Below are 20,733 nucleotides of genomic sequence, written 5' to 3'. Positions count from 1 at the left end.
CCCGCTCTTGCTCAAACCGACAAAGAGCAGGAAGCTGCACGCAATCTGCCCGTCCGGAACCGTGATGAAAAAAGCCCTGAAATGCTCACTGCTGAGCCTTGCATTGCTGTCGGGTGCCAACGCCTGGGGACAAACCCCAATGCTCGCCAACTGCACACGCAGCGCCAATCTGCTGGCCTGTGTCGATGCGCAAGGCAATGCTTACAGTGTGAATACGGTGGGCAGTACGATTTACCTGCGGGGCTTTGAAAACGACGGCAAACGCTACTGGGCGCAGACCAACAGTCGTTTTGGCCAACTGACGTTTTTCACCGGAATCGCCTCTGACGGAGAAGCCTGGGTCGGCTACACCCGTCGAGTCGGCTGGACGACGATCAATCGCTTTTCCAGCTCGGGAGGCAGCAGTGCGAAATTCACCTGCAGCCGGATCACTGGCTGCTAGACCTGCGCTTTTTGCTGATCCAACTGCCAGGCGATGTAGCTGTCGATTGGCGGGTTCTTCTGAAAATAACGCTGCAATCCTTCGAACAAACCGTCAGCGATAGCCTGTTGGTGTCGGGTCGTCACCAGCCGCTGGCTATCACGCGCGTTGGAAATGAAGCCGGTTTCCACCAGAATCGACGGCACATCCGGCGACTTCAAGACAGCAAATCCCGCCTGTTCCACGCGCTTCTGATGCAGCGTGGTGATGCCTTGCAGACTGCCGAGTACAGTGCTGCCGAGTTGCAGGCTGGCGGCGATCGTAGCGTTCATCGACATGTCGAGGATCACGCCGGCGAGCATCGGATCCTTGTCTTTGAGATTGAGCAGACTGGTAGCGCCGAGCAGGTCCACGCCATTTTCGCGCTGCGCCATGAAGCGCGCTGTCGCTGACGTCGCGCCGCCTTCCGACAGGCAATACACCGAAGCTCCCGAGGCCGTCAGACGCGGTGCTGCATCGGCATGCACGGAGATAAACATGTCGGCCTTGTGCTGACGAGCGATATCCACACGCTTGCGAAGTGGCACAAAAAAATCGTCATTACGCACCAGTTTGACGTCGAAACCTTTCTCTTTTTTCAGCCGTTTGGCGAGCAATTGCGCGATGGAAAGTACGACATCTTTTTCTCGCTCGCCCTTGGCACCGACCGCGCCAGGGTCTTTTCCGCCGTGTCCAGGATCGACCACAACAATAATGTCGCGCTTGGCGTGAGGCTTATTGGTGGGTGTTTCACGTGGAACCATTGCCGTGTTCGGGGCCTGCTTGGCGTTCACCAGATCCAGCACCAAGCGGTGACCCTGGCCGTCCTGCGGCGCCAAAAGAAAGCTGTTCAACAGCACTGGATTGTTCAGATCGAGAACGATACGGGTATCTCCCTGACCAAAGTGCCCGGAGCGGATGGCGCGAATAGCCGTGTTCGCCAACACCAATTGACTGAAATCACCACTCAAACTTGCCCCGGTCAGATCAATGATCAAGCGTTCCGGGGCACTCAGGGAGAAGGTTTTGTAGCGGACGGGGCCGCTTAAATCGAAGACCAATCGCAGCTTTTCATCAGAACGCCAGAGCCGCGCGTTGCGTACCTGAGCAGCTGACACACTGAACGGCAAGGCGAAGGCAGCGCTGGCCAGGAACAAATTGAGCAAATGGCGTCTGTGCATATGAAAACCCGTTCATGAAAAAGGCATCGTGATTTGAATTGTTATAATGTAACATCCAATTCAATCAACACGATGGTCCCGAACATGAATTCGCTGACACTTCCGGATATCGCCACTCAAGCCGCTCGCCAAGCACTACCGCTTGAGTGGGTGGGAATGCGCGGCATTGCCTTGCCCGTTTTATTCGAGGGCCAACGCCTGAGCGCGAAGGCTGATGCGGGCGTTAGTCTCGATGATGGCGAGGCACGCGGCATTCACATGTCACGGTTGTATCTGGCCTTGGCGACGCTTGAGCAGCAGAACCTTTCTCCACGGGTTTTGCGTCAGGTACTCGAGGATTTCCTGGATAGCCACCATGGTTTATCCAGTAACGCCTACCTGAGTATCCATAGCGAAGTTCTGTTGAAAAGGCCGGCGCTGGTCAGCCCATTGGCCGGCTGGAAAAGCTATCCAGTGAGCATTTGTGCCAGCTTGAAAAACAAAGTGTTCCACGTGGAACTGAAAATCGAGGTGCCCTACTCCTCAACTTGCCCGTGCTCGGCAGCACTAGCGCGGCAGTTGATCCAGCAGCAATTCATCGATGATTTTGCCAACAAGCCACTTCAGCACGCAGAGGTTCTGGCGTGGCTTGGATCAAGCCAAGGAGTCGTTGCCACGCCGCATAGCCAACGCAGCACCGCGCAATTGCACATGGACCTGGAGGAGTTCATCGACGAACTGCCTTTGAGCGTAATCATCAACGACGCCGAAGCCGCGCTCGGTACCGCCGTGCAAACCGCTGTTAAACGCGCCGACGAACAAGCTTTCGCTCTGGCCAATGGGCAAAACCTGATGTTCTGCGAAGACGCCGCGCGGCGACTCAATCTGGCCCTGCGCCGCTCGCCCGGCGTCAGCGGATTCCACCTGCGAGTGATTCATGCTGAAAGCCTGCACGCCCACGATGCCGTCGCCGAAAGTCATTGGCACCGGGAGCTTGCATGATCCGCTGCCATACCCTGAGCTGGGGCGCCCCGGGCCAACCGCTGACCTCCCCACTCACCATCGCGCTGGAAAGCGGCAGCCTGAGCGCTATCGTCGGCGCTAACGGCTGCGGCAAAAGCAGCCTGCTGAAAGTCATCGCGGGATTGCAGAAACCGTTATCCGGAAAAGTCGCGCTAGGCGTTCCACGCCAAGGTGGACTGTCGTTCCTGCCGCAACAGCAACACCTAGACCGACAGTTCCCCATCAGTCTTGAGGAACTGGTGGCCGCTGGTTTCTGGGGCCGACGACTATCGACACAACTGCGCGCACAACGCCTGACCAACGCACTCGAACACTGGCACTTGAACGGGCTCGAAAAGCGCCCACTGATCGCTCTCTCTGGCGGCGAACTGCAACGCGCGTTGCTCGCCCGTTTAAGCCTGGCTGACGCGCCGTTACTGCTTCTCGACGAACCCCATGCCGCACTCGATGAACTGGGTCAGCAATTGCTTTGGCAACACATCCACGCCTGGCACGCCGAAGGTCGAACATTGCTGGTGGTCTGCCACGACCTTGCGGCCGTTCGCCAACATATCCCGCAGACGCTGTTAATCAAAAACCGGGAATGCGCGTTCGGCGCCAGCGCCGAACTGATCCAGCAAACACCCAGCACGCAGGTGGCCTGATGCTCGCCGTCAGCCATTTCTGGCAACCGTTCAGCGAGTTCGTATTCATGCGCCGAGCGCTATTGGGTGGATTGCTGCTGGCTTGCAGCACAGCGCCACTTGGCGTGTTCCTGATCCTGCGGCGTATGAGTCTGATCGGCGACGCGGTCGCCCACGGCATTCTGCCCGGCGCAGCATTGGGCTTCTGGTTCGCCGGCCTGAGTCTGCCCGCGTTGACCCTGGGTGGTCTGGGTGCCGGTCTGAGCATGGCTGGGCTTGCCGCCTGGATCACCCGACGCACTGGCCTGCGCGAAGACGCCAGTCTCGCCGCCATCTACCCGATCTCACTCGCCAGCGGTGTGTTGATTCTCGGCATCGCCGGCAAACGCCTCGACTTGCTGCACCTGTTGTTCGGCTCGGCACTCGCGGTCGACGGCCCTACACTTCACGGCATGTTATGGGTCTCGGCACTCAGCCTGATCGCCATGGCAGTCATCTACAAACCGCTGCTGCTCGACACCCTCGACCCCTTATTCCTGCAAACCGTCAGCCGTCTCGGCCCCCTCGCCCACGGCGTGTTCCTGACCCTCGTCGTGCTCAATCTGGTGATCGGTTTCCAGGCCATTGGTGCCTTGATGGTGGTCGGCCTGATGATGTTGCCAGCCGCCGCGGCCCGTTTCTGGAGCCGACGCCTGCCAGTGCTGATCGCCATTGCGGCGCTGATCGGTTGCCTGTCGGTGTGGCTCGGATTGCTGCTGTCATTCGACTACTCGCTGCCCAGCGGGCCGGCCATCGTCCTGGTCGCCGGTGGCGCTTATCTGCTGTCCGTGGTGTTCGGGCCGGTCCACGGTCTGCTGCGCCGCCCACCTTCGCTCACATCCCAATGAGGTGTTTTCCGATGCGCGTTCTACTCGTGCTGTTCAGCTTGCTGCTGTCGATGTCGTTGTCGGCGGCGGAAAAATTGCCGGTGGTCACCAGCTTCAGCATCCTTGCCGACATGGTGCATCAGGTCGGTGGCGAGCATATTCAGATCACCAACATGGTCGGCCCGGACGCCGATGCACACACCTATGAGCCGACACCGGACGACGCCAAAGCGCTGCTCAAGGCCAAGTTGATCATCAAAAACGGGCTCGGCTTCGAACCATGGCTCGATCGCCTGGTAACCAGCACCGGCACCCAGGCTCCGCTCATCAGCGCCAGCCACGGCGTGATTCCGCGTTCGCTCGATGAAGACGGCGAGACCATTCCCGACCCGCATGCCTGGCACAACCTGGCCAACACCGAGTTGTACATCGCCAACATCACCAAGGCGCTGATCGCTGCCGACCCGGCGAACAAGGCCGACTACCAACGCAACAGCCAGACCTACCTGAAACAGATCTATGCCCTGCTTGCCGAAACCAAGGCCAAGCTCGGTTCGCTACCGCCGGGCAATCGCAAGATCGTCACCAGCCACGATGCGTTCGGTTATCTCGGTCAGGCGTACGGTATCGACTTCATGGCCCCGCAGGGTCTCTCCACTGAGCGTGAACCTTCGGCTGCCGAAGTGGCCGCACTGATCACACAGATCCGCCAGGCCAAAGTCAAAGCGGTGTTCATGGAAAACATCAAGGACGCGCGCCTGCTCAAGCAGATCGCTGACGAAAGCGGCGCGCACATCGGCGGCACGTTGTACTCCGATGCTCTCGCCGCCAGCGGTCCGGCCAGCACCTTTGCCGGGCTTTTCGAATACAACCTCAACACCCTTTACGACGCACTGAGCCAACCATGATCCGCAAGAATCCTTCAGGTGATCTGCCGCAGATTGCCGAGTCGGCCTACGTCGACAAAACCGCGATCATCTGCGGCAAGGTGGTCATCGGCGAAAACGTGTTCGTCGGCCCCTACGCCGTGATTCGCGCGGATGAGGTTGACGCCTCAGGCGCGATGGAGCCGATTACCATCGGTGCCAATTCGAACATCCAGGACGGCGTGGTAATCCACTCCAAATCCGGCGCCGCCGTGACCATCGGTGAATTCACCTCGATCGCTCACCGCTCGATCGTGCATGGCCCCTGCGTGGTCGGCGACCGGGTATTCATCGGTTTCAACAGTGTGCTGTTCAATTGCGTGGTCGGTGACGGCTGCGTGGTGCGGCACAACTCGGTGGTCGATGGCCGCGATTTACCGGACGCGTTTTACGTGCCCTCCACCACCCGCATCGGCCCCAACACCGACCTCTCGCAGTTCCCGCCGGTAAGTGTCAGCGCCTCGGAGTTTTCCGAAGACGTGGCGCGCACCAACGTCGATCTGGTGCGCGGGTACAAAGCCTTGCAGAACGAGTTCTGAACCATGAGCAGCGTGCTGATTCGCAACGCAAGACTGGTCAACGAAGGACGCGAATTCGATGGGGATCTGTTGGTCAGCCATGGCCGCATCGTCAAGATCGCGCGCACTATCGACGGCGAAAATGCACGGGTTGAGATCGACGCTCGTGGCCAGTGGCTGATACCGGGCATGATCGATGACCAAGTGCATTTTCGCGAACCGGGAGCACCGGCAAAGGGCTGCATTCACACCGAGTCCCGAGCGGCGGTAGCCGGTGGCATCACCAGCTTCATGGACATGCCCAATACCCAGCCGGCCACCCTCACCCTCGAAGCGCTGGCCGACAAAAAGCGTCGGGCGGCGATCAACTCTGTGGCCAATTACGGCTTCCACTTCGGCGTGAGCCAGAACAACCTCGACACGGTCGCCGCGCTGAATCCCTGCGAAGTCGCCGGGGTCAAAGTGTTCATGGGTGCCTCCACCGGCAACATGCTGGTGGATGACCCGAAGATTCTCGAGCGCCTGTTCGCCGAAGTGCCAACGATTCTGTTGGCCCATTGCGAACACACGCCGAGCATCGAAGCCAACGCAGCCCGACTGCGCGAGCGCCTGGGCGAACACTTGCCGGCCAATATCCATGCGCGGGTACGCGATGCCGAAGCTTGCTACCGCTCATCCTCACTGGCGGTGGAACTGGCGAAACGGCACGGCACCCGTCTGCACGTCTTGCACCTGACCACCGCTCGCGAACTCGAGTTGTTCACGGACAAGCCGCTCGCGCAGAAACACATCACGGCTGAAGTCTGCCTGCATCATCTGCTGTTCGATGACCGCGACTACCCGGCCCTGGGCAACCTGATCAAATGCAACCCGGCGATCAAGACCCGGGCCGACCGAGATGCCTTGCGCGCGGCGTTACTGACTAATCGACTGGATGTGATCGGCAGCGATCACGCACCGCACACTTGGGAGGAAAAGCAGCGCCCGTACGCCGAGGCACCTTGCGGTTTGCCGCTGGTGCAACAGGCTTTGCCGGCGCTGCTGGAACTGGTGGCCGACGGCGTGTTGCCGATCACCACGCTGGTGGCGAAGACCAGTCACCGGGTGGCAGATCTGTTTGCGATTCCCGATCGGGGTTATTTGCGTGAGGGCTATTGGGCAGATCTGGTGCTGGTTGAACCGACGGCTCTGGAAGTGGCTCGGCAACCGATTCTGTCGCAGTGCGGTTGGACGCCGTTTGCCAACAGAACCTTCCGGCACCGGGTGAATACTACGTTGGTGTCGGGGCAAATTGCGTGGGATGGCGGACGGATCAATGAAGGGTGTCAGGGCCTACCGTTGCGGTTTATGCGCTGATCATCAAACGCTTTCGCGAGCAGGCTCGCCCCCACAGGGAAATGCATTCCAACTGTTGGAGCGGGCTTGCTCGCGAAGCTTTTACGTTCTTGGCTTAACAGTGCCGCAATCCTGACCCAACCACACCGCGCGGGTTTCCAGGCTGCCCTTCTGGTTAATGCCGATGGCATTGAACGTGCCGTTGGCCACGGTGGTGAACTCCCGATCACTGAGGAACGTGGCGACGCCAGTCCCTTGCGCTTTCGGGCAACTGAAACGGAATTTCCATTGGTTGCCGGTGCGCTCCGTGATCTGCTGTTTACAGCCCGACTGCGGATCGGCCAGCGGGATATCGTTGGTCGCGACCTGCTGCGGCGTGAGGCACGCACGGATGCCCTTGCCGCCAATATTGATCCCGTTCTTCTCCAGCGCTGCCCGTTGTTGCGGGGTCATCTGACCTTGAAGCTGGCCGAGGATCGATTGCACATCCATTGGCTGGTCATCGACCTTGACGTTGCTCGAGGTCATCTCCCACAGCCCCGGCTGCAGCATCTGCGCCTGCGCCACCAACGGCATTGCCAAACCCAGGCCCAGCGCCAAACCCAGCAGACGAACGTTCATCGAAAAACTCCTGATCAGTAGTGGCCGTTAGACGTCGGCCGATGGCTTCGGTTCATGGGCCAATTAAATAGCGACAATCGCGCTGGAACATGGTCTGTTACGCATTGAATCTTCAGGAGCAAGGCTGCCCCATGGATTATTTTGGACCGCACATTTTCGGTTATCTGATCGCCCTGATACACAGCCTCGGCTTGATCGCCGCGATCCACGCGGTGCTGACCGTTCGCACCGCCCAAGGCTCGATCGCCTGGGCATTGTCGCTTATTTTCATTCCCTACCTGACGCTCATCCCCTATCTGGTGTTCGGCCGTAGCACCTTCGACGGTTACATCAAGGCGCGGCGCCAGGCCAACGAACAGATGCGTCAGGCAATTTCCGAGTTGAACTGGCGACCTTGGGTGGAAGAAGCCCTTACCGCCCGCGCCTCGAATGCCTACGCCTCCCTGCGCGCCATGCCCAAGTTGGGGCGCATGCCATGTCTGGCGAACAACGAAGTGCAACTGTTGGTGAATGGCCACGCGACCTTTTCGGCGATTTTCCAGGCAATTGATCAAGCGCGTGAAGCCGTACTGATTCAGTTCTTCATCATCCATGACGACCGTCTTGGTCAAAGCCTGCGCGACCTGTTGCTGAAAAAAGCCGCCGAAGGCGTGGCGATTCATCTGCTCTACGACCGGATCGGCAGTCACGCCTTGCCCCACAGTTACGTGCAGGCGTTGCGCGATGGTGGTGTCGAGGTCAAAGCCTTTGCCACGCGCAGCGGCTGGCTCAATCGCTTTCAGGTGAATTTCCGCAACCACCGCAAAATCGTCGTGGTCGATGGCGTGCTCGGCTTTGTCGGCGGGCATAACGTCGGCGATGAATACCTGGGCGAGAAGCCGCCACTGGCGCCATGGCGCGATACCCACGTCCAGGTCCGTGGCCCGGTGGTGGCCTGCATGCAGGAGTCGTTTGCCGAGGACTGGTTCTGGGCCGCGCGCACGTTGCCGCCACTGATCCTGCCGGATGTCTACCCGGAGGACGGCGTGCTCTGCCAATTGCTCGCGAGCGGTCCGGCCGACGCCTACGAAACCTGTTCGCTGTTCTTCGTCGAAGCGATCCATGCTGCGACGGAACGGGTGTGGATCACCAGCCCGTATTTCATTCCCGATGAGGCGGTATTCGCCGCATTGCGCCTGGCAGTACTGCGCGGCGTCGACGTGCGCCTGCTGCTGCCCTCGCGCCCGGATCACCGCATCGTCTACGCCGCGTCCAGCCTCTACGCGTTCGAAGCGGTGCGCGCCGGCGTGCGGGTATTCCGCTACGAACCCGGATTCCTGCATCAGAAAGTGGTGTTGATCGACAGCGAAATCAGCGCCATCGGCAGCGCCAATCTGGATAACCGTTCATTCCGGCTGAATTTCGAAGTGATGCTACTGACCGTCGACAGCGAATTCGCCGCCAACGTGGAACACATGCTCAACGAGGACTTCGACCAGGCTTACGAAGTCGCCAAAGAAGAAAGCCGGGAGGTCCACCGCCTGCAACAGCTCGGCATGCGGATCGCCCGGCTTATTTCACCGATTCTCTGAGAGGCTCATCCCCTCTCGACGAGAGAGGGGGATGGTTCAGGCCTCAAGGGTGATAGATGTCGTCGCGGGTCCAGGGCAGTTCATGGCTGCCGTCCGGATGCGCCTTCACCGCGAGAATCTGGTGCAGATTGATCCAGCCACGTGCGAAAGCGTAGGCGCAACCGGCCAGATACAGGCGCCAGATGCGCAATGCCTGATCCGGCACCAGTTTCCCGGCGGCTTCGAGGGTTGTCCTCCAGACGCTCGCTCCAGTGATCAAGCGTGCGCGCGTAATGCAGGCGCAGGCTTTCGACGTCGACAATCTCCAACCCGGCTTCGCTGATCTCGGCCGAAATCATCGCCAGGTGCGGCAGCTCACCGTTGGGGAATACGTATTTTTCGATGAAGTCACCCGCACCGCGTCCCACCGGACGGCCATCAGTGTGCTTGGCGGTGATGCCGTGGTTCATCACCAGACCACCCTCCTTCACCGCGCCGAACAGGACCTTGCAGTATTCGGCGAGGTTGGCATGGCCGACATGTTCGAACATACCGACGCTGACCACCTTGTCGAAGCGACCGTCCTGAGGCAGGTCGCGGTAGTCGAGCAGTTGCAGTTCGACCTGGTCTTCCAGGCCCTCGGCCTTGACCCGCGCCCGGGCCAGTTCCAGCTGTTCCTTGCTCAGGGTGATGCCGAACACCTTGGCCCCGAATTCCCGCGCGGCATAACGCGCCAGGCCTCCCCAGCCACAACCGACATCCAGCAGATAGTCGCCCGGCTGCAAACGCAGCTTGCGACACAGGTGGCGGAATTTGGCCTGTTGCGCCTGCTCCAGGGTTTCACTGCCGGTTTCGAAATAGGCGCAGGAATACGCCATGTCACTGTCCAGCCACAGCTGGTAGAACGCGTTGGACAAGTCGTAGTGATAGGAAATGGCTTTGGCGTCGGTTTCCTTGTCGTGCACTGCACGCACTGGCTGGGCACCGTCGTCTTCATCGAGCAAGGCGCTGCTCAATTCGTCGCAGACCCGGATGACCTCGCTGATCGAGCCCTCCAGTTCGAGCTTGCCTTCGACAAACGCCGCCCCCAGCGCGTCGAGGCTTGGATGCGTGAACTGGGTGACCATCTGCGGGTCCTTGACCACGATGGTGACGCTGGGCGCCGGCCCCAGATTGAACTCATGGCCGTCCCAGAGCCGCAGGCGAAGCGGAAGCTGCAGTTTCTGTAAGGCCGGTGGAAGTTGCGCGAGCATGGAAAATCCCCCTTGTTTCAGACGTCAGATCTGAGGGTAGACCATCCTTGAAAAATAGCAGGCTATCGATTTGATAAGCCGAGCCTATCGTTCCAGACGCTCCAGCAGGCCGTCATGCACCCACTGCTTTAACCAGGTCACGGCCTGAAGTGGTGCGCCCTCACCATAGATGACTGCTAACTCGGCGCACAGTTCGGCGAAATTCCAACCCTCGTTGAACAGGCCGTTCAGGGCATTGGCCTCGGCCGGTTCCAGACTGCGGTAATTGCACAGCAGATCATTGCGCCAGACCAGGCATACCTGCGGGTCTTGAAGTGCCGAGCTGTCGGGGAAATCCGTCGCTTCCTTGACCGAACGCCACACAGCCAGACTGTTGAATCGCTGCTCAAGCCATTGCACCGAGGGCGTCGGCTTGAGCTGAAGTGCAGGCCATTCCTGGGCAGACAGCGCCGCCATCGCCTCAATCGTCAACGGCACGCCGGGCAGCGCATCAAAAGCCAGCGTGAACGCCCACTCCAGCGCTGCCAGTTCACTCAACGGCGCGCTCTGCTCCGGCATCAGATACTCGCGGATAAACGCTTCAAAACCACGACCGAGCCAACGCAGGCTGTAGTGCGTCGACGGGTATCGGCGGATGTACGCACTGGCGAGCCCATCGAACTCCTCATCCCCCATCCAGTGATGGATAGCCGGGAAGTCGTTACGCAGCACTTCCAGCAAACGCGCCTTGTAGGCGTTGTGATAGATCGCCAGCCCGGTGTCGACATCCAGCGTCGGGCCGCCGATCAGGCTGGTACTCAAGGCCGGGGGCGACGTCGTCGCGTCCTCCAGCAGAAAGGCCTCAAATGCCAATTGCCATTCGTTCAGGCGCATGGCTGTCTCCCGGCCAAAACCCGATCACCCAGTTCACGGGCCTTGTGCAGTTCGTCGAGCAGTTCTTCAAACGGCGGGAAATGATCATCGCGCTCCAGCAGCGTCGCCACCGGGCCGAAGTGCTCCAGGGTGCGTTGATACAACGCCCAGACCGGATCGCTGACCGGATGATCGTGAGTGTCGATCACATAGTCACCGTAATCGCTATGCCCGGCCAGATGCAGCTGGCGCACCTTGTCCTTGGGCAAACTCTGAATGAACGTCCACGGATCAAAGCCGTGATTGCGAGAGCTGACGTAGACGTTGTTGACGTCCAGCAGCAACTCGCAGCCGCTGACGCGACTCAGTGCCTGCAGAAATTCCCATTCGCTGAAGTCATCGGAGGCTGCGCGCACGTAACTGGAAACGTTCTCCAGCACCAACGGCCGCTGCAACACGTCCTGCACCTGCGTCACGCGCGCGGCGATGTACTCAAGGCTTTCTTCGGTGTACGGCAGCGGCAGCAAGTCATGCAACTGATGGGCATTGCCGCGGCTCCAGCACAGGTGATCGGAGATCCACGCCGGTTTGACCCGGTCGGCCAAGTGCTTGAGCTGTTTGAGATAGTCCGGATCGAGGGCATGCGGCCCGCCGATGGACAGGGACACACCATGCATCACCACGCGATAGCGTTCGGCAATGGCGTCGAGAAAGTACAAGGCTTTGCCGCCCTGCACCATGAAGTTTTCCGAGACCACTTCAAACCAGTCCACGGCCGGCGACTGTTCGAGGATCTGCTGGTAATAGGCGCTGCGCAAACCCAGGCCATAGCCCAGGAAAGGAACGGAAGCTGACATGCCAGGACTCCTTTGCAAAGTGGCCGCAGCGGCATCACCCGCTGCGGCAGCACTCACAGGTGGCTTATTCGCCGACCTTGCCACCGGCTTTTTCGCAAGCCGACTGAGTCATCGCCTTGAAGCCCTGACCCTTGCAGGAACCCATGCCTTTGCACGCATGGTCCTTGGTCTTGCAGTCATTCTGGCCTTTGCAGGCGTTCACACCGTAGCAGTGAACCTGGGCATCGGCTGCCATCGCATTGGTAGCAACACCGGCAAACATTGTGGCAGCGGCCAAAGCGAGGGCGGCACCAGCAGCAGCGGTCTTGATAGTCATTTTTTTAATCCTCGGTAAGCGTCAGGGGTGTCGGCTGGAAGGTTGTTCAGTCCCGACATAGCACTAGAGAGGGCTGCCCCGACGGCGTTACAGAGGTATAAAAAATAATTTCAACGATCGTCCTTGAGCTTGAGCAGCGGCTCCTGAAACCGCAGCAAACGCCCGGCATTGCCCAGCACCAGCAGCGTGCTGAGGTTATGCAGCAACGCAGCGATCATCGCCCCCGCCGCGCCGAGCCAGCCGAAGGCTGCGAACACCACGATCGCCAAGGTCCAGCCCAGACCGATGATGACGTTGACCTGCAAGGTCCGGCGGCACTGGCGACTGAGCCGCACACAAGTGCCGAGGCGGCGCAGGTCGCTGCCGATCAGCACGATGTCCGCCGAAGCCAAGGCGATGTCGGCACCGCCGGCGCCCATCGCGACACCCACCACCCCGGCCTTGAGTGCCAGCGAATCATTGATACCGTCGCCCACCACCATCGGCCGGAAACCGTTGTCGATTTCCTTGAGCACGCGGTTGAGTTTGTCCTCGGGCAGCGCCTGCGCTTGTACCTCTTGCAGGCCCACTTCGCGAGCCAGGTTCTGCGCAACACTCTGGCGGTCGCCGGTCAGCAGCAACTGGCGCCCCAGACCCAGCTCGCGCAATTCGCCGAGGGCAAAGCGCGCTTCCGGTTTGACGCTGTCCGCTAGCAATAACCAGGCGACAAACTCACCGTTCAAGGCCAAGCCGGCAATCGGCCCGTCATGCTCGGGAACAGGCGTGGTGACAATGCCCAGTTGTGCGAACAACTCGGGCCGCCCCAACGCCGCCTCGCCTTGGGCAGTCATGGCAACCACGCCGAGGCCCTGACGCTCATGAATATCGGTCAATGGCAGGCTCTGCTCCTGACTGACCAGCCCGGCCAGCGCACGACTGACCGGGTGGCTGCTGGCCGCGCCGAGACTGGCGGCCAGTGCCATCACCGAGGCCTGATCCAGTCGCGGGCTGCTGATCGATTGCAAACGCAAGGTGCCGTAAGTCAGGGTGCCGGTCTTGTCGACCACCAGCGAGGTCAGGTCCGCCAGCTCTTCGAGGAAGGCCGAACTGCGGATCAGAATGCCGTGGCGCGCCGCCACCGCGACGCCGGCAATCGCCGTGGCCGGTGCCGACAACACCAGCGCGCAAGGACAGGCGGCGACCAATACCGCGAGCATCGCTTGCGCATCGTTGGTCACGAACCAGGTCACCGCCGCCAGCAGCAACACCAGCACCATGTAGCTGCCGGCATACCGCTCGAGCAGACGGGTGATCGGAGGCTTCGAGCGCTCGGCGTTTTGCATCAGCGCAATGACCTTGCCCAGCGTCGATTGGTCGCCGGTGCGGGTCACTTCAATGCGCAGCAAGCCGTCGAGGTTGATCGCCCCACCGAATACCGTCATGCCCACTGCCGTTTCAACCGGGACCGACTCGCCGGTGATCGACGCCGTGTCGAGGCTGGCCTGGCCGAACAGCACCCGCCCATCCGCCGGCACCCGATCACCGGCGCGCACCTCTACGGTGTCGCCGGGTTTGAGCGTGCCGTTATCCACTTCGATGATCGAGCCGTCCGCTTGAATCTTGCGTGCGTGGCTGCGGGTCAACTGACCGAGGGCGTGAATCGCTTCCTGCGAACCGATCACGCTGCGCTCCTCCAGCACGTGGCCGAAGATCATGATGATCGGCAGCAACGCGGCGGTCAGGAGGTCGCCGGTCGCCCACGCACCGAGCATGGCCAGTGCAATCAGTTGATCAGTGATGCCGTGCAGGCTCGGATAACGCAGGCTGTACCACGCCGAACGCATCACCGGCACCGCCACCAATAAAGAAGCAAAACCCAGCAGCAACTGACTGACACCGGTTTGCTCCGGCACCAGCCAGCGCCAGATCAGACCGAGGCCAAGCAAGCCCAGGGCGAGCATGGCCAGGGTCAATTGCCGTGCGGCGCGGCGCTGTTCGGCCGAGGACAACAGGCTCGGTGCGGCAGTGGTCGCAGTCATTTACTGGCTCCCTGAATGATCAGGCGGGAATCGTCTTTCGGATCGACCGTAGTCACGGAACCGGCCTGGCCGAGAATTTTTGGCATACGTTCGCGGTACAACCGCAGGAGCATCTGCGGATCGGTGCCCTGCTGTTGCGCCTTGGCCAGGCTCATTACCGTGGCGGTGTCGGCGGAGGCTTTCGCCAACCGTTCGCCGGCCTGCGCATGAGCCACTTGCAGGGTGCGGTCGGCTTGTTCGTTGGCGGTCTGGGTAAGTTTTTCCGCCTCGGTGCGTGCGTTGGCGACCGCTTTGTCGGCTTGCTGGCTAGCAGTCAACACAGCATTGAAAGCGCTGACAGCCGGGTCTGGGAGACTCGACTGAACGTCGACTCGCGCCACTTCGATACCGATACCCTGCCCGCTCGCCTTGAGTTCTGCCAGGCGCTTGTTGATGCCTTGCACCAGATCACCGCGCAAACGTTCGCGGCGCTCAGCCGCCTGATTGTCGGCGCCGATCAACTCTGGCCGGGCTACCAGAATCGTGTCCAGATCACGAGCGGCGGTCAAAGCCACCGCACTGCGCGTGACCAGCCGATCCAATGCCGGCAGCACATGATCACCTTGCAATACGAAGTCATACGGATCGGTGACCTTGTAAAACACCCGCACATCCAGTTGAACGACACCAGCGTCGCCGGTCAGCAAATAACCGGAACCGGCCAGCGCATCGCTCAGCGGAGTGGCAAAGGTCGAAACGCGATCAGCCTTGATCGCCTCACTGCTGCGCAGCAGGTTTTCGACTCGGCGCTCAATCACCCGATCCGCTGCAGGCAGCAACACCACCTGTTCGAAGGGCTGTGGCCAGGCCAGCAACAGGCCGGCATTCTGGATGCGATCCAGTGCACCAAAGTGCAAAACCACGGCGCGATTCTGCGGATCGATCTGCCGTACATTGGAAAACGCCCACGCCAACGCGGCCAGAACAGTGACCGCATACAAAGCGAAGAACGCCAGGCGTCCGGCCTGAATCCACGGACTGCTCAACGAATGTGTTCCACGTGGAACTTCATCACTCATGGCTGCGATCCGGATTTGTTATCAACAGTCGGCGGACCGTCAACCAACACGCGGAATGGCGCGGCGTCGGTGCGCAGGATCAGCTTGGTGTCCGGTGTAACGATGGTGCCGAGTGTGTCCAGTGAGCGCAGCAGGTTGTACAGCTGCGGCGACCCGGCGTAGGCGCGGCCATAGATCTGAGCCGCTTCGACCCGGGATTGCGCTTCGATTTCTGCGGCTTTCACCGTGGCATCCGCCTGCGAAATTCGCGCATCGCGCTCGGCAGCCGAGCGAATTTGCGCAGCTTCACGCTTGCCAACGGCCGTGCGTTCGGTGGCAATGGTTTCACGCTCGGCGCGCATTCTATCGACCGTGGCCGTGAGCGTTACCGAAGGCAAGGTCAGCCGTTCGATGCCAACCTGCACCACGCGCACACCATAAGTCGCGAGCAGTTGTTGATCGATCTGCTTGCGCAATTGAGCTTCGAAGTCGGCGATGCGCACCTGACTGGCATCGGTGTTGACCAGGTTCGCCAGGTCGAAACTGCTCGCGGTGGTTTCCAGTGCCGAGCCGACGAACGTGCGAATCTGCCGCGCCGCCTCATCCGGCTGGTTTTGCACCGCCCGCATGAAACGCTGCACGTTATCCGGGTCGCCCTGCACCTGCCACGCCACGTAAGCCTGAACGATGATGCGCAAACCATCGCGGGTGCCGACATCTTGCAAACCGCTGGAGGTGGTGCGCAGGCGCAGATCCACCGGGATCGCGGCTTCGAACGGCGCCGGCCAGCGCCAGCTCAAACCGGGCTCGAGCAACACCCGCGACGGATTGCCGAAACGGGTGATGACCGTGGCCTCGCCCGAGCGCACTTGCACCAGGCTCGCCGCAGCGATGGCAAACGCCACCAATAACACCGCCCAGCCCATGCGCCGCCACGGGAACGGTCCCGCCTCTTCCGGCGCACCGTGATGATGGTGATGATGCCCATGATGATGGTGATGCCCGGCGTGGCCGTGATCATGGCCGCTGTGGTCATGCGAATCGTGAGTGTGCGACTGGCTCAATGGGCAACTCCTGGTTGAGCGGTGGTGCGCGCGGGCGTCGGGTCAGCCGGCAGCGTGAACGTACGCAGGTCGATGGTCGGCGCATTGCTGCTGCCTAAACGGTGGTCGAGCACCAGCAGCCTGGCCTTGCTCAGGCCTTGGCTGAGCTGACTGAAATATTGCTCCAGCACGAACGCCTGGCCGGCGCTGGCATAGGCTTGTTGTTCAGCCTTGAACTTCAGATCCGCCGCCTGCGCGGTGGCGCTGACTTCACGCGCACCGGCACTGGCCTGATCCCGCACAAGGCTGGCCTGCAACTGCGCCTGGTTACTGGCTTCAGCTGCAGCCCCGCGCTCACGGGAGATCAACGCCTGCGCGCCGATCTGCGCTGCCTGCACGCTGTGATAGGCATTGGCGGCACCGGCCGGTGGATGAATGGCTTCGACCACGGTGGCGAGAATCTCCACACCGCTGTCGAGCTTCTGCAGATCGCCCTGCACTGCGCGGCCGATTTCTTCTCCCAGCCCTACCCGGTCGGAACCGAGCAGACCGTCGAGGGTGCGCGAGGCAAAATCGTGAACCAGAATCCGGCTGGCGGTGCTGCGAATCAGCGTCGGCACATCGGCATTGTTGTAGGTGGCGGCCAAGGCATCCTGATCCCGCAGGCCGATGCGATAGACGAAGCGCACGTCCATGTTGACGATCTGAAAGCTCTGCTGATCGCCTCGGCTGCTGGCAATCACTTGGGATTTATCGTTGACGTGACTGGCATCCCACAGGCGGTTGGCGGTCATCGGCGCCGGCCCTTCGGCGGGCTCGGCCTGGGTCGTTGCTTGCGCCGGTGCGGCGCTATCACCGACGCTGGTCGCCAACTCGTGCACCACGCCATTCTCGACACTCAGCACACGGCCCAGCGGCCACGGCAAACCGACGTGCAAGCCGGGGCCGAACACTTGCACCGGTTTGCCGAAACGCTCGTAGATGCCGCGCCCTTGCAGCGGAATTTCGTGGATCCCGGTCAGCAACCAGCCGACTGCAGCGACCAGCGCCAGCACCGGGATAAAGGCGCGACGCATGTAGCTGAAAGCCCAGATCTGTCGCAGATCGATGCCGAAACGGTTGTGCAATTCGTGCTGCAAGGCGAGCAGCGGCTGAGGCGGCCAACGCAGCATGTCAGCGACAAAACTACGCGCCAGCAGGGTCGGTTCCAGTTGTTCGCGATACGGGCTGAATATCGACAGAATCGCGCGCAGTAGCAACTCGATCGCGACCATTCCCGGCAAGATCCCGATCAACACCGCGAGCCTGACGGGCCACACCGAAGCGTCGTTGGCAAACAACAGACACAAGGCGCCAAGCACCAGACTGATGATCGCCACCCGCGCCAATTGCGCAAGGGATCCGGCCTCCGGCCATTGCGCCGGAGGCTCCTGAGCCAGTTGGCGTTCCAGCACCAGCAAGCCGAAGCCCAGCAGCAACATCAGCACCGCGCCGACGGTGGCAGACACGCCGACCGCGCCGGCCGGCAAGGCAAGGTTCCACACTTGCTCGATGCTCAGCACCACCAACGCCGACCAACCGCCGAGCCACAACGTGGCCGCGCCGATTTGACCCAGCAGATGCAATCCGCGTTGACTCAGGCGCTCCAGCAGCCGTTCATACCAGCCGTCAGGCGTCGCGGGCTCAGCCTCCTCGGTCGGCGCCACCAGCGCCGGCGGGTTCATCACCCGTGCGCGCCACTGCGTTACCCACCACGCCGACTGCAGCCCGGCAACCAACACCAGCACTGCCGCACTCAGATTCACCAGCAATGCTGGCCATAATGATTGTGCGGCAAACAGCCCGACAAAAAACGCCAGCACCCACCCTGCCCCGGCCAACCCGCCAAGGCCGATGGCCAAGCGGCGCAAACGTCGCCCCTGCACGGCTGCTTGTTGAAAGCGCGGCAACCCGGTCACTTGCGTGCCATCGAGATCCAGATCGACTTGCATATCACCCCAAAGCCATTGATTCACCCGTCTTATCGTTACGATATAACGAAAAGCGTGAAATATTCGTACACAAATACGCTTATCTAAAGATGCGCAACCTGTCGCTTGCCTGAAGCCTTGACCGAAATGTCCGGAAACGCACATATTACGTACGTAATTTTATCGACCCACTACTTTTAGCCATCCGCATCCGTCAACGAGGAGCAAGAGCATGAGTCACTACGACGTGGTAATTCTGGGCGGCGGCCCCGGTGGTTATAACGCGGCGATCCGCGCCGGCCAACTGGGCCTGAAAGCCGCGTGCGTGGAAGGCCGCGCCACCTTGGGCGGCACCTGCCTGAACGTCGGCTGCATGCCGTCCAAGGCCTTGCTCCACGCCTCGGAGCTATACGACGCGGCCATGGGTGCGGAATTCGCCAACCTCGGCATCGAGGTCAAACCCACGCTCAACCTCGCGCAGATGATGAAACAGAAGGACGAGAGCGTGAGCGGCCTGACCAAAGGCATCGAGTTTCTGTTTCGCAAAAACAAGGTCGACTGGATCAAGGGCTGGGGCCACATCGATGGCCCGGGCAAAGTCAGCGTGACCGATGGGCAAGGCAACAAGACCGGGCTGAACGCCAAGGACATCATCATCGCCACCGGCTCCGAACCCACGCCTCTGCCCGGCGTCGAGATCGACAACCAACGCATCCTCGACTCCACAGGCGCACTGTCCCTGAGTGAAGTACCCAAGCATCTGGTGGTGATTGGCGCCGGGGTGATCGGCCTCGAACTCGGCTCGGTATGGCGCCGTCTCGGTGCCCAGGTGACCGTGGTCGAATACCTCGACCGCATCTGCCCCGGCGTCGATGGCGAGGCCGGCAAGACCCTGCAGCGTTCGTTGAGCAAGCAAGGCATCAGCTTCAAGTTGAGTTCGAAGGTCACCAGCGCTACGACCTCGGCCACCGGTGTGCAGCTCAGCGTCGAACCCGCCGCCGGTGGCAGTGCCGAGCTGCTGGAAGCCGACTACGTGCTGGTCGCGATCGGCCGGCGTCCATACACCCAGGGCCTGGGTCTGGAGAACGTGGGCCTGACCACCGACAAGCGCGGCATGCTCGCCAACCGCCAGCACCGCACCGAAGCGCCTGGCGTCTGGGTGATCGGCGACGTGACGTCCGGGCCGATGCTCGCGCACAAGGCCGAAGATGAGGCGATGGCCTGCGTGGAACAGATCGTCGGCAAGGCCGGCGAGGTCAATTACGAGTTGATTCCCAACGTCATCTATACCCGGCCGGAACTGGCCAGCGTCGGCAAGACCGAAGAGCAGCTCAAGGCCGAGGGCCGCGCCTATAAAGTCGGCAAGTTCCCGTTCACCGCCAACAGCCGGGCGAAGATCAACCACGAAACCGAAGGCTTCGCCAAAGTCCTCGCCGACGAACGCACGGACGAAATCCTCGGCGTGCACCTGGTCGGCCCGAGCGTCAGCGAAATGATCGGCGAATACTGCGTGGCCATGGAATTCAGCGCATCGGCCGAAGACATCGCGCTGACCTGCCACCCGCACCCGACACGCTCTGAAGCGTTGCGCCAGGCGGCGATGAATGTCGAGGGGATGGCGACGCAGATGTAGTCAGCAAAGCTACGGGTGACCGCTATCGCGAGCAGGCTTACTCCCACCTTTGATCACATTCGAATGTGGGAGCGAGCCTGCTCGCGAAAGGAGCAGCTCGATCTCAATCCGGTAGATGCCCCAACGGCAATGCCCCCGGGGTCTTCACCGTGTGAATCGCAAAATTGCTGCGAATGTCACTGACCCCCGGCAGCTTCAGCAGGCAACCGCTGAGAAAGCGGTCGTACGCGCGCAGGTCCGGCACCACCACCTGCAACAGAAAGTCCGATTCGCCCGACACCAGAAACGCCGAGATCACTTCTGGCAGCGCCGTAACCGCCGCATAAAAGGCTTCGGCCTGTTCGTCGTTGTGGCGCTCGACCTTGACCCCGACAAACACCGTCAGCCCCAGCCCCACCTCATCGCGATCCAGATTGGCCTGATAGCCGCGAATCACCCCGGCCTCTTCCAGCATCCGCACCCGGCGCAGGCACGGTGACGCCGACAACCCGATCTCGTCCGCCAGCTCGACGTTGCTCAGCCGTCCGTTGCGTTGCAGCGCGGCGAGAATCTTGCGATCAAAGGCGTCAAGTTTCATGGTTGGCAGATCCTGATGGTCAAGGCACAAAAAGAAAGCAGGTTATGCCAATCCAATGAGTTTTTGAAGCTGACTACGCAAGCACCTGCCCCACC

General features: G+C 61.0%; 19 protein-coding genes and 1 pseudogene. 9 read left to right on the top strand and 11 right to left on the bottom strand.

Features of this window, described 5'->3' with window-relative positions; translation table 11 throughout:
* Nucleotides 1–64 precede the first annotated feature (64 nt).
* Nucleotides 65–442 carry a hypothetical protein gene (locus U862_RS0123310; RefSeq protein ID WP_025112623.1) on the top strand — a complete coding sequence of 126 codons (378 nt, stop codon included), beginning with the start codon at nt 65–67 and terminating at the stop codon, nt 440–442.
* Here U862_RS0123310 and U862_RS0123305 read toward each other — a convergent pair.
* Nucleotides 439–1,641, bottom strand: a complete 1,203-nt coding sequence (locus tag U862_RS0123305; RefSeq protein ID WP_025112622.1) for an N-acetylmuramoyl-L-alanine amidase — start codon at nt 1,639–1,641, stop codon at nt 439–441. The genes U862_RS0123310 and U862_RS0123305 overlap by 4 nt on opposite strands.
* Nucleotides 1,642–1,725: 84 nt before the next feature.
* Between U862_RS0123305 and folE2 the strand changes: the two genes are divergently transcribed.
* The 6 genes from folE2 to U862_RS0123275 are packed head-to-tail and all read left to right on the top strand — an operon-like array spanning nt 1,726 to nt 6,932.
* Entirely contained in the window at nt 1,726–2,622 is an 897-nt protein-coding gene (folE2, locus tag U862_RS0123300) for a GTP cyclohydrolase FolE2 (RefSeq protein WP_025112621.1), read from the top strand.
* Nucleotides 2,619–3,287: a metal ABC transporter ATP-binding protein gene (locus U862_RS0123295; RefSeq protein WP_025112620.1), complete on the top strand. Its 669-nt coding sequence runs from the start codon at nt 2,619–2,621 to the stop codon at nt 3,285–3,287. The genes folE2 and U862_RS0123295 overlap by 4 nt, the downstream gene beginning before the upstream one ends.
* Nucleotides 3,287–4,153, top strand: coding sequence for a metal ABC transporter permease (locus tag U862_RS0123290; protein WP_025112619.1), 867 nt, complete (start codon nt 3,287–3,289; stop codon nt 4,151–4,153). Before U862_RS0123295 ends, U862_RS0123290 begins: the two co-directional genes overlap by 1 nt.
* 11 nt (nt 4,154–4,164) lie before the next feature.
* The gene (locus tag U862_RS0123285) at nt 4,165–5,040 is read left to right on the top strand and encodes a metal ABC transporter substrate-binding protein (RefSeq protein ID WP_025112618.1); all 876 of its coding nucleotides are present in this window, start codon (nt 4,165–4,167) and stop codon (nt 5,038–5,040) included.
* Complete coding sequence (locus tag U862_RS0123280; protein ID WP_025112617.1) at nt 5,037–5,597, top strand: DapH/DapD/GlmU-related protein; 561 nt, start codon at nt 5,037–5,039, stop codon at nt 5,595–5,597. Before U862_RS0123285 ends, U862_RS0123280 begins: the two co-directional genes overlap by 4 nt.
* Nucleotides 5,598–5,600: 3 nt before the next feature.
* Nucleotides 5,601–6,932 (top strand): dihydroorotase, encoded by a 1,332-nt coding sequence (locus tag U862_RS0123275; RefSeq protein ID WP_025112616.1) that lies wholly within the window; start codon nt 5,601–5,603, stop codon nt 6,930–6,932.
* Nucleotides 6,933–7,013: 81 nt separating this feature from the next.
* On the opposite strand, the gene U862_RS0123270 is transcribed toward U862_RS0123275, so the two are convergent.
* On the bottom strand, nt 7,014–7,532 hold the full coding sequence (locus U862_RS0123270) for a DUF3617 domain-containing protein (protein WP_025112615.1): 519 nt from the start codon (nt 7,530–7,532) through the stop codon (nt 7,014–7,016).
* Between the two features lie 131 nt (nt 7,533–7,663).
* Here U862_RS0123270 and cls point away from each other — a divergent pair, with 131 nt between their 5' ends.
* Complete coding sequence (gene cls, locus U862_RS0123265) at nt 7,664–9,103, top strand: cardiolipin synthase (protein WP_025112614.1); 1,440 nt, start codon at nt 7,664–7,666, stop codon at nt 9,101–9,103.
* 43 nt (nt 9,104–9,146) lie between these two features.
* On the opposite strand, the pseudogene cfaB reads toward cls, so the two are convergent.
* The 8 genes and pseudogenes from cfaB to hflK (U862_RS0123225) form a co-directional block, all read right to left on the bottom strand.
* Nucleotides 9,147–10,335: pseudogene (gene cfaB, locus U862_RS0123260) on the bottom strand (C17 cyclopropane fatty acid synthase CfaB).
* A gap of 84 nt (nt 10,336–10,419) precedes the next feature.
* On the bottom strand, nt 10,420–11,208 hold the full coding sequence (locus tag U862_RS0123255) for a DNA-binding domain-containing protein (RefSeq protein WP_025112613.1): 789 nt from the start codon (nt 11,206–11,208) through the stop codon (nt 10,420–10,422).
* A complete protein-coding gene (locus tag U862_RS0123250; RefSeq protein ID WP_025112612.1) occupies nt 11,199–12,044 on the bottom strand; it encodes a DUF692 domain-containing protein in 846 nt (281 codons plus the stop codon). The genes U862_RS0123255 and U862_RS0123250 overlap by 10 nt, the downstream gene beginning before the upstream one ends.
* Before the next feature lie 64 nt (nt 12,045–12,108).
* Nucleotides 12,109–12,360, bottom strand: coding sequence for a membrane protein (locus U862_RS0123245; RefSeq protein WP_025112611.1), 252 nt, complete (start codon nt 12,358–12,360; stop codon nt 12,109–12,111).
* Between the two features lie 110 nt (nt 12,361–12,470).
* Nucleotides 12,471–14,378 (bottom strand): heavy metal translocating P-type ATPase, encoded by a 1,908-nt coding sequence (locus tag U862_RS0123240; RefSeq protein WP_025112610.1) that lies wholly within the window; start codon nt 14,376–14,378, stop codon nt 12,471–12,473.
* A complete protein-coding gene (gene hflK, locus U862_RS0123235) occupies nt 14,375–15,436 on the bottom strand; it encodes a protease modulator HflK (RefSeq protein ID WP_025112609.1) in 1,062 nt (353 codons plus the stop codon). The genes U862_RS0123240 and hflK (U862_RS0123235) overlap by 4 nt, the downstream gene beginning before the upstream one ends.
* Nucleotides 15,433–16,479: a protease modulator HflC gene (hflC, locus tag U862_RS0123230; RefSeq protein WP_025112608.1), complete on the bottom strand. Its 1,047-nt coding sequence runs from the start codon at nt 16,477–16,479 to the stop codon at nt 15,433–15,435. The genes hflK (U862_RS0123235) and hflC overlap by 4 nt, the downstream gene beginning before the upstream one ends.
* Nucleotides 16,476–18,449 (bottom strand): protease modulator HflK, encoded by a 1,974-nt coding sequence (hflK, locus tag U862_RS0123225; RefSeq protein ID WP_025112607.1) that lies wholly within the window; start codon nt 18,447–18,449, stop codon nt 16,476–16,478. The genes hflC and hflK (U862_RS0123225) overlap by 4 nt, the downstream gene beginning before the upstream one ends.
* A gap of 211 nt (nt 18,450–18,660) precedes the next feature.
* On the opposite strand from hflK (U862_RS0123225), the gene lpdA reads away from it, so the two are divergent.
* Nucleotides 18,661–20,061, top strand: a complete 1,401-nt coding sequence (lpdA, locus tag U862_RS0123220; protein WP_025112606.1) for a dihydrolipoyl dehydrogenase — start codon at nt 18,661–18,663, stop codon at nt 20,059–20,061.
* Between the two features lie 103 nt (nt 20,062–20,164).
* Here lpdA and U862_RS0123215 read toward each other — a convergent pair whose 3' ends face one another.
* A complete protein-coding gene (locus U862_RS0123215) occupies nt 20,165–20,638 on the bottom strand; it encodes an Lrp/AsnC family transcriptional regulator (RefSeq protein ID WP_025112605.1) in 474 nt (157 codons plus the stop codon).
* Nucleotides 20,639–20,733 lie beyond the last annotated feature (95 nt).

Source organism: Pseudomonas sp. H1h, assembly GCF_000633255.1.
In the GTDB taxonomy this organism is placed as follows: Bacteria; Pseudomonadota; Gammaproteobacteria; order Pseudomonadales; family Pseudomonadaceae; genus Aquipseudomonas.
This window is presented reverse-complemented; position numbering and strand designations above follow the sequence as displayed.

Excerpts from the sequence above, each read along its gene's own strand:
- lpdA (WP_025112606.1), top strand. The coding sequence starts at position 18,661 with ATGAGTCACTACGACGTGGTAATTCTGGGCGGCGGCCCCGGTGGTTAT.
- folE2 (WP_025112621.1), top strand. The coding sequence starts at position 1,726 with ATGAATTCGCTGACACTTCCGGATATCGCCACTCAAGCCGCTCGCCAA.
- U862_RS0123245 (WP_025112611.1), bottom strand. The coding sequence starts at position 12,360 with ATGACTATCAAGACCGCTGCTGCTGGTGCCGCCCTCGCTTTGGCCGCT.
- U862_RS0123255 (WP_025112613.1), bottom strand. The coding sequence starts at position 11,208 with ATGCGCCTGAACGAATGGCAATTGGCATTTGAGGCCTTTCTGCTGGAG.
- U862_RS0123305 (WP_025112622.1), bottom strand. The coding sequence starts at position 1,641 with ATGCACAGACGCCATTTGCTCAATTTGTTCCTGGCCAGCGCTGCCTTC.
- hflK (WP_025112607.1), bottom strand. The coding sequence starts at position 18,449 with ATGCAAGTCGATCTGGATCTCGATGGCACGCAAGTGACCGGGTTGCCG.
- U862_RS0123285 (WP_025112618.1), top strand. The coding sequence starts at position 4,165 with ATGCGCGTTCTACTCGTGCTGTTCAGCTTGCTGCTGTCGATGTCGTTG.
- U862_RS0123295 (WP_025112620.1), top strand. The coding sequence starts at position 2,619 with ATGATCCGCTGCCATACCCTGAGCTGGGGCGCCCCGGGCCAACCGCTG.
- hflK (WP_025112609.1), bottom strand. The coding sequence starts at position 15,436 with ATGAGTGATGAAGTTCCACGTGGAACACATTCGTTGAGCAGTCCGTGG.
- cls (WP_025112614.1), top strand. The coding sequence starts at position 7,664 with ATGGATTATTTTGGACCGCACATTTTCGGTTATCTGATCGCCCTGATA.
- U862_RS0123275 (WP_025112616.1), top strand. The coding sequence starts at position 5,601 with ATGAGCAGCGTGCTGATTCGCAACGCAAGACTGGTCAACGAAGGACGC.
- U862_RS0123270 (WP_025112615.1), bottom strand. The coding sequence starts at position 7,532 with ATGAACGTTCGTCTGCTGGGTTTGGCGCTGGGCCTGGGTTTGGCAATG.
- U862_RS0123310 (WP_025112623.1), top strand. The coding sequence starts at position 65 with ATGAAAAAAGCCCTGAAATGCTCACTGCTGAGCCTTGCATTGCTGTCG.
- U862_RS0123215 (WP_025112605.1), bottom strand. The coding sequence starts at position 20,638 with ATGAAACTTGACGCCTTTGATCGCAAGATTCTCGCCGCGCTGCAACGC.
- U862_RS0123240 (WP_025112610.1), bottom strand. The coding sequence starts at position 14,378 with ATGACTGCGACCACTGCCGCACCGAGCCTGTTGTCCTCGGCCGAACAG.
- U862_RS0123290 (WP_025112619.1), top strand. The coding sequence starts at position 3,287 with ATGCTCGCCGTCAGCCATTTCTGGCAACCGTTCAGCGAGTTCGTATTC.
- U862_RS0123280 (WP_025112617.1), top strand. The coding sequence starts at position 5,037 with ATGATCCGCAAGAATCCTTCAGGTGATCTGCCGCAGATTGCCGAGTCG.
- U862_RS0123250 (WP_025112612.1), bottom strand. The coding sequence starts at position 12,044 with ATGTCAGCTTCCGTTCCTTTCCTGGGCTATGGCCTGGGTTTGCGCAGC.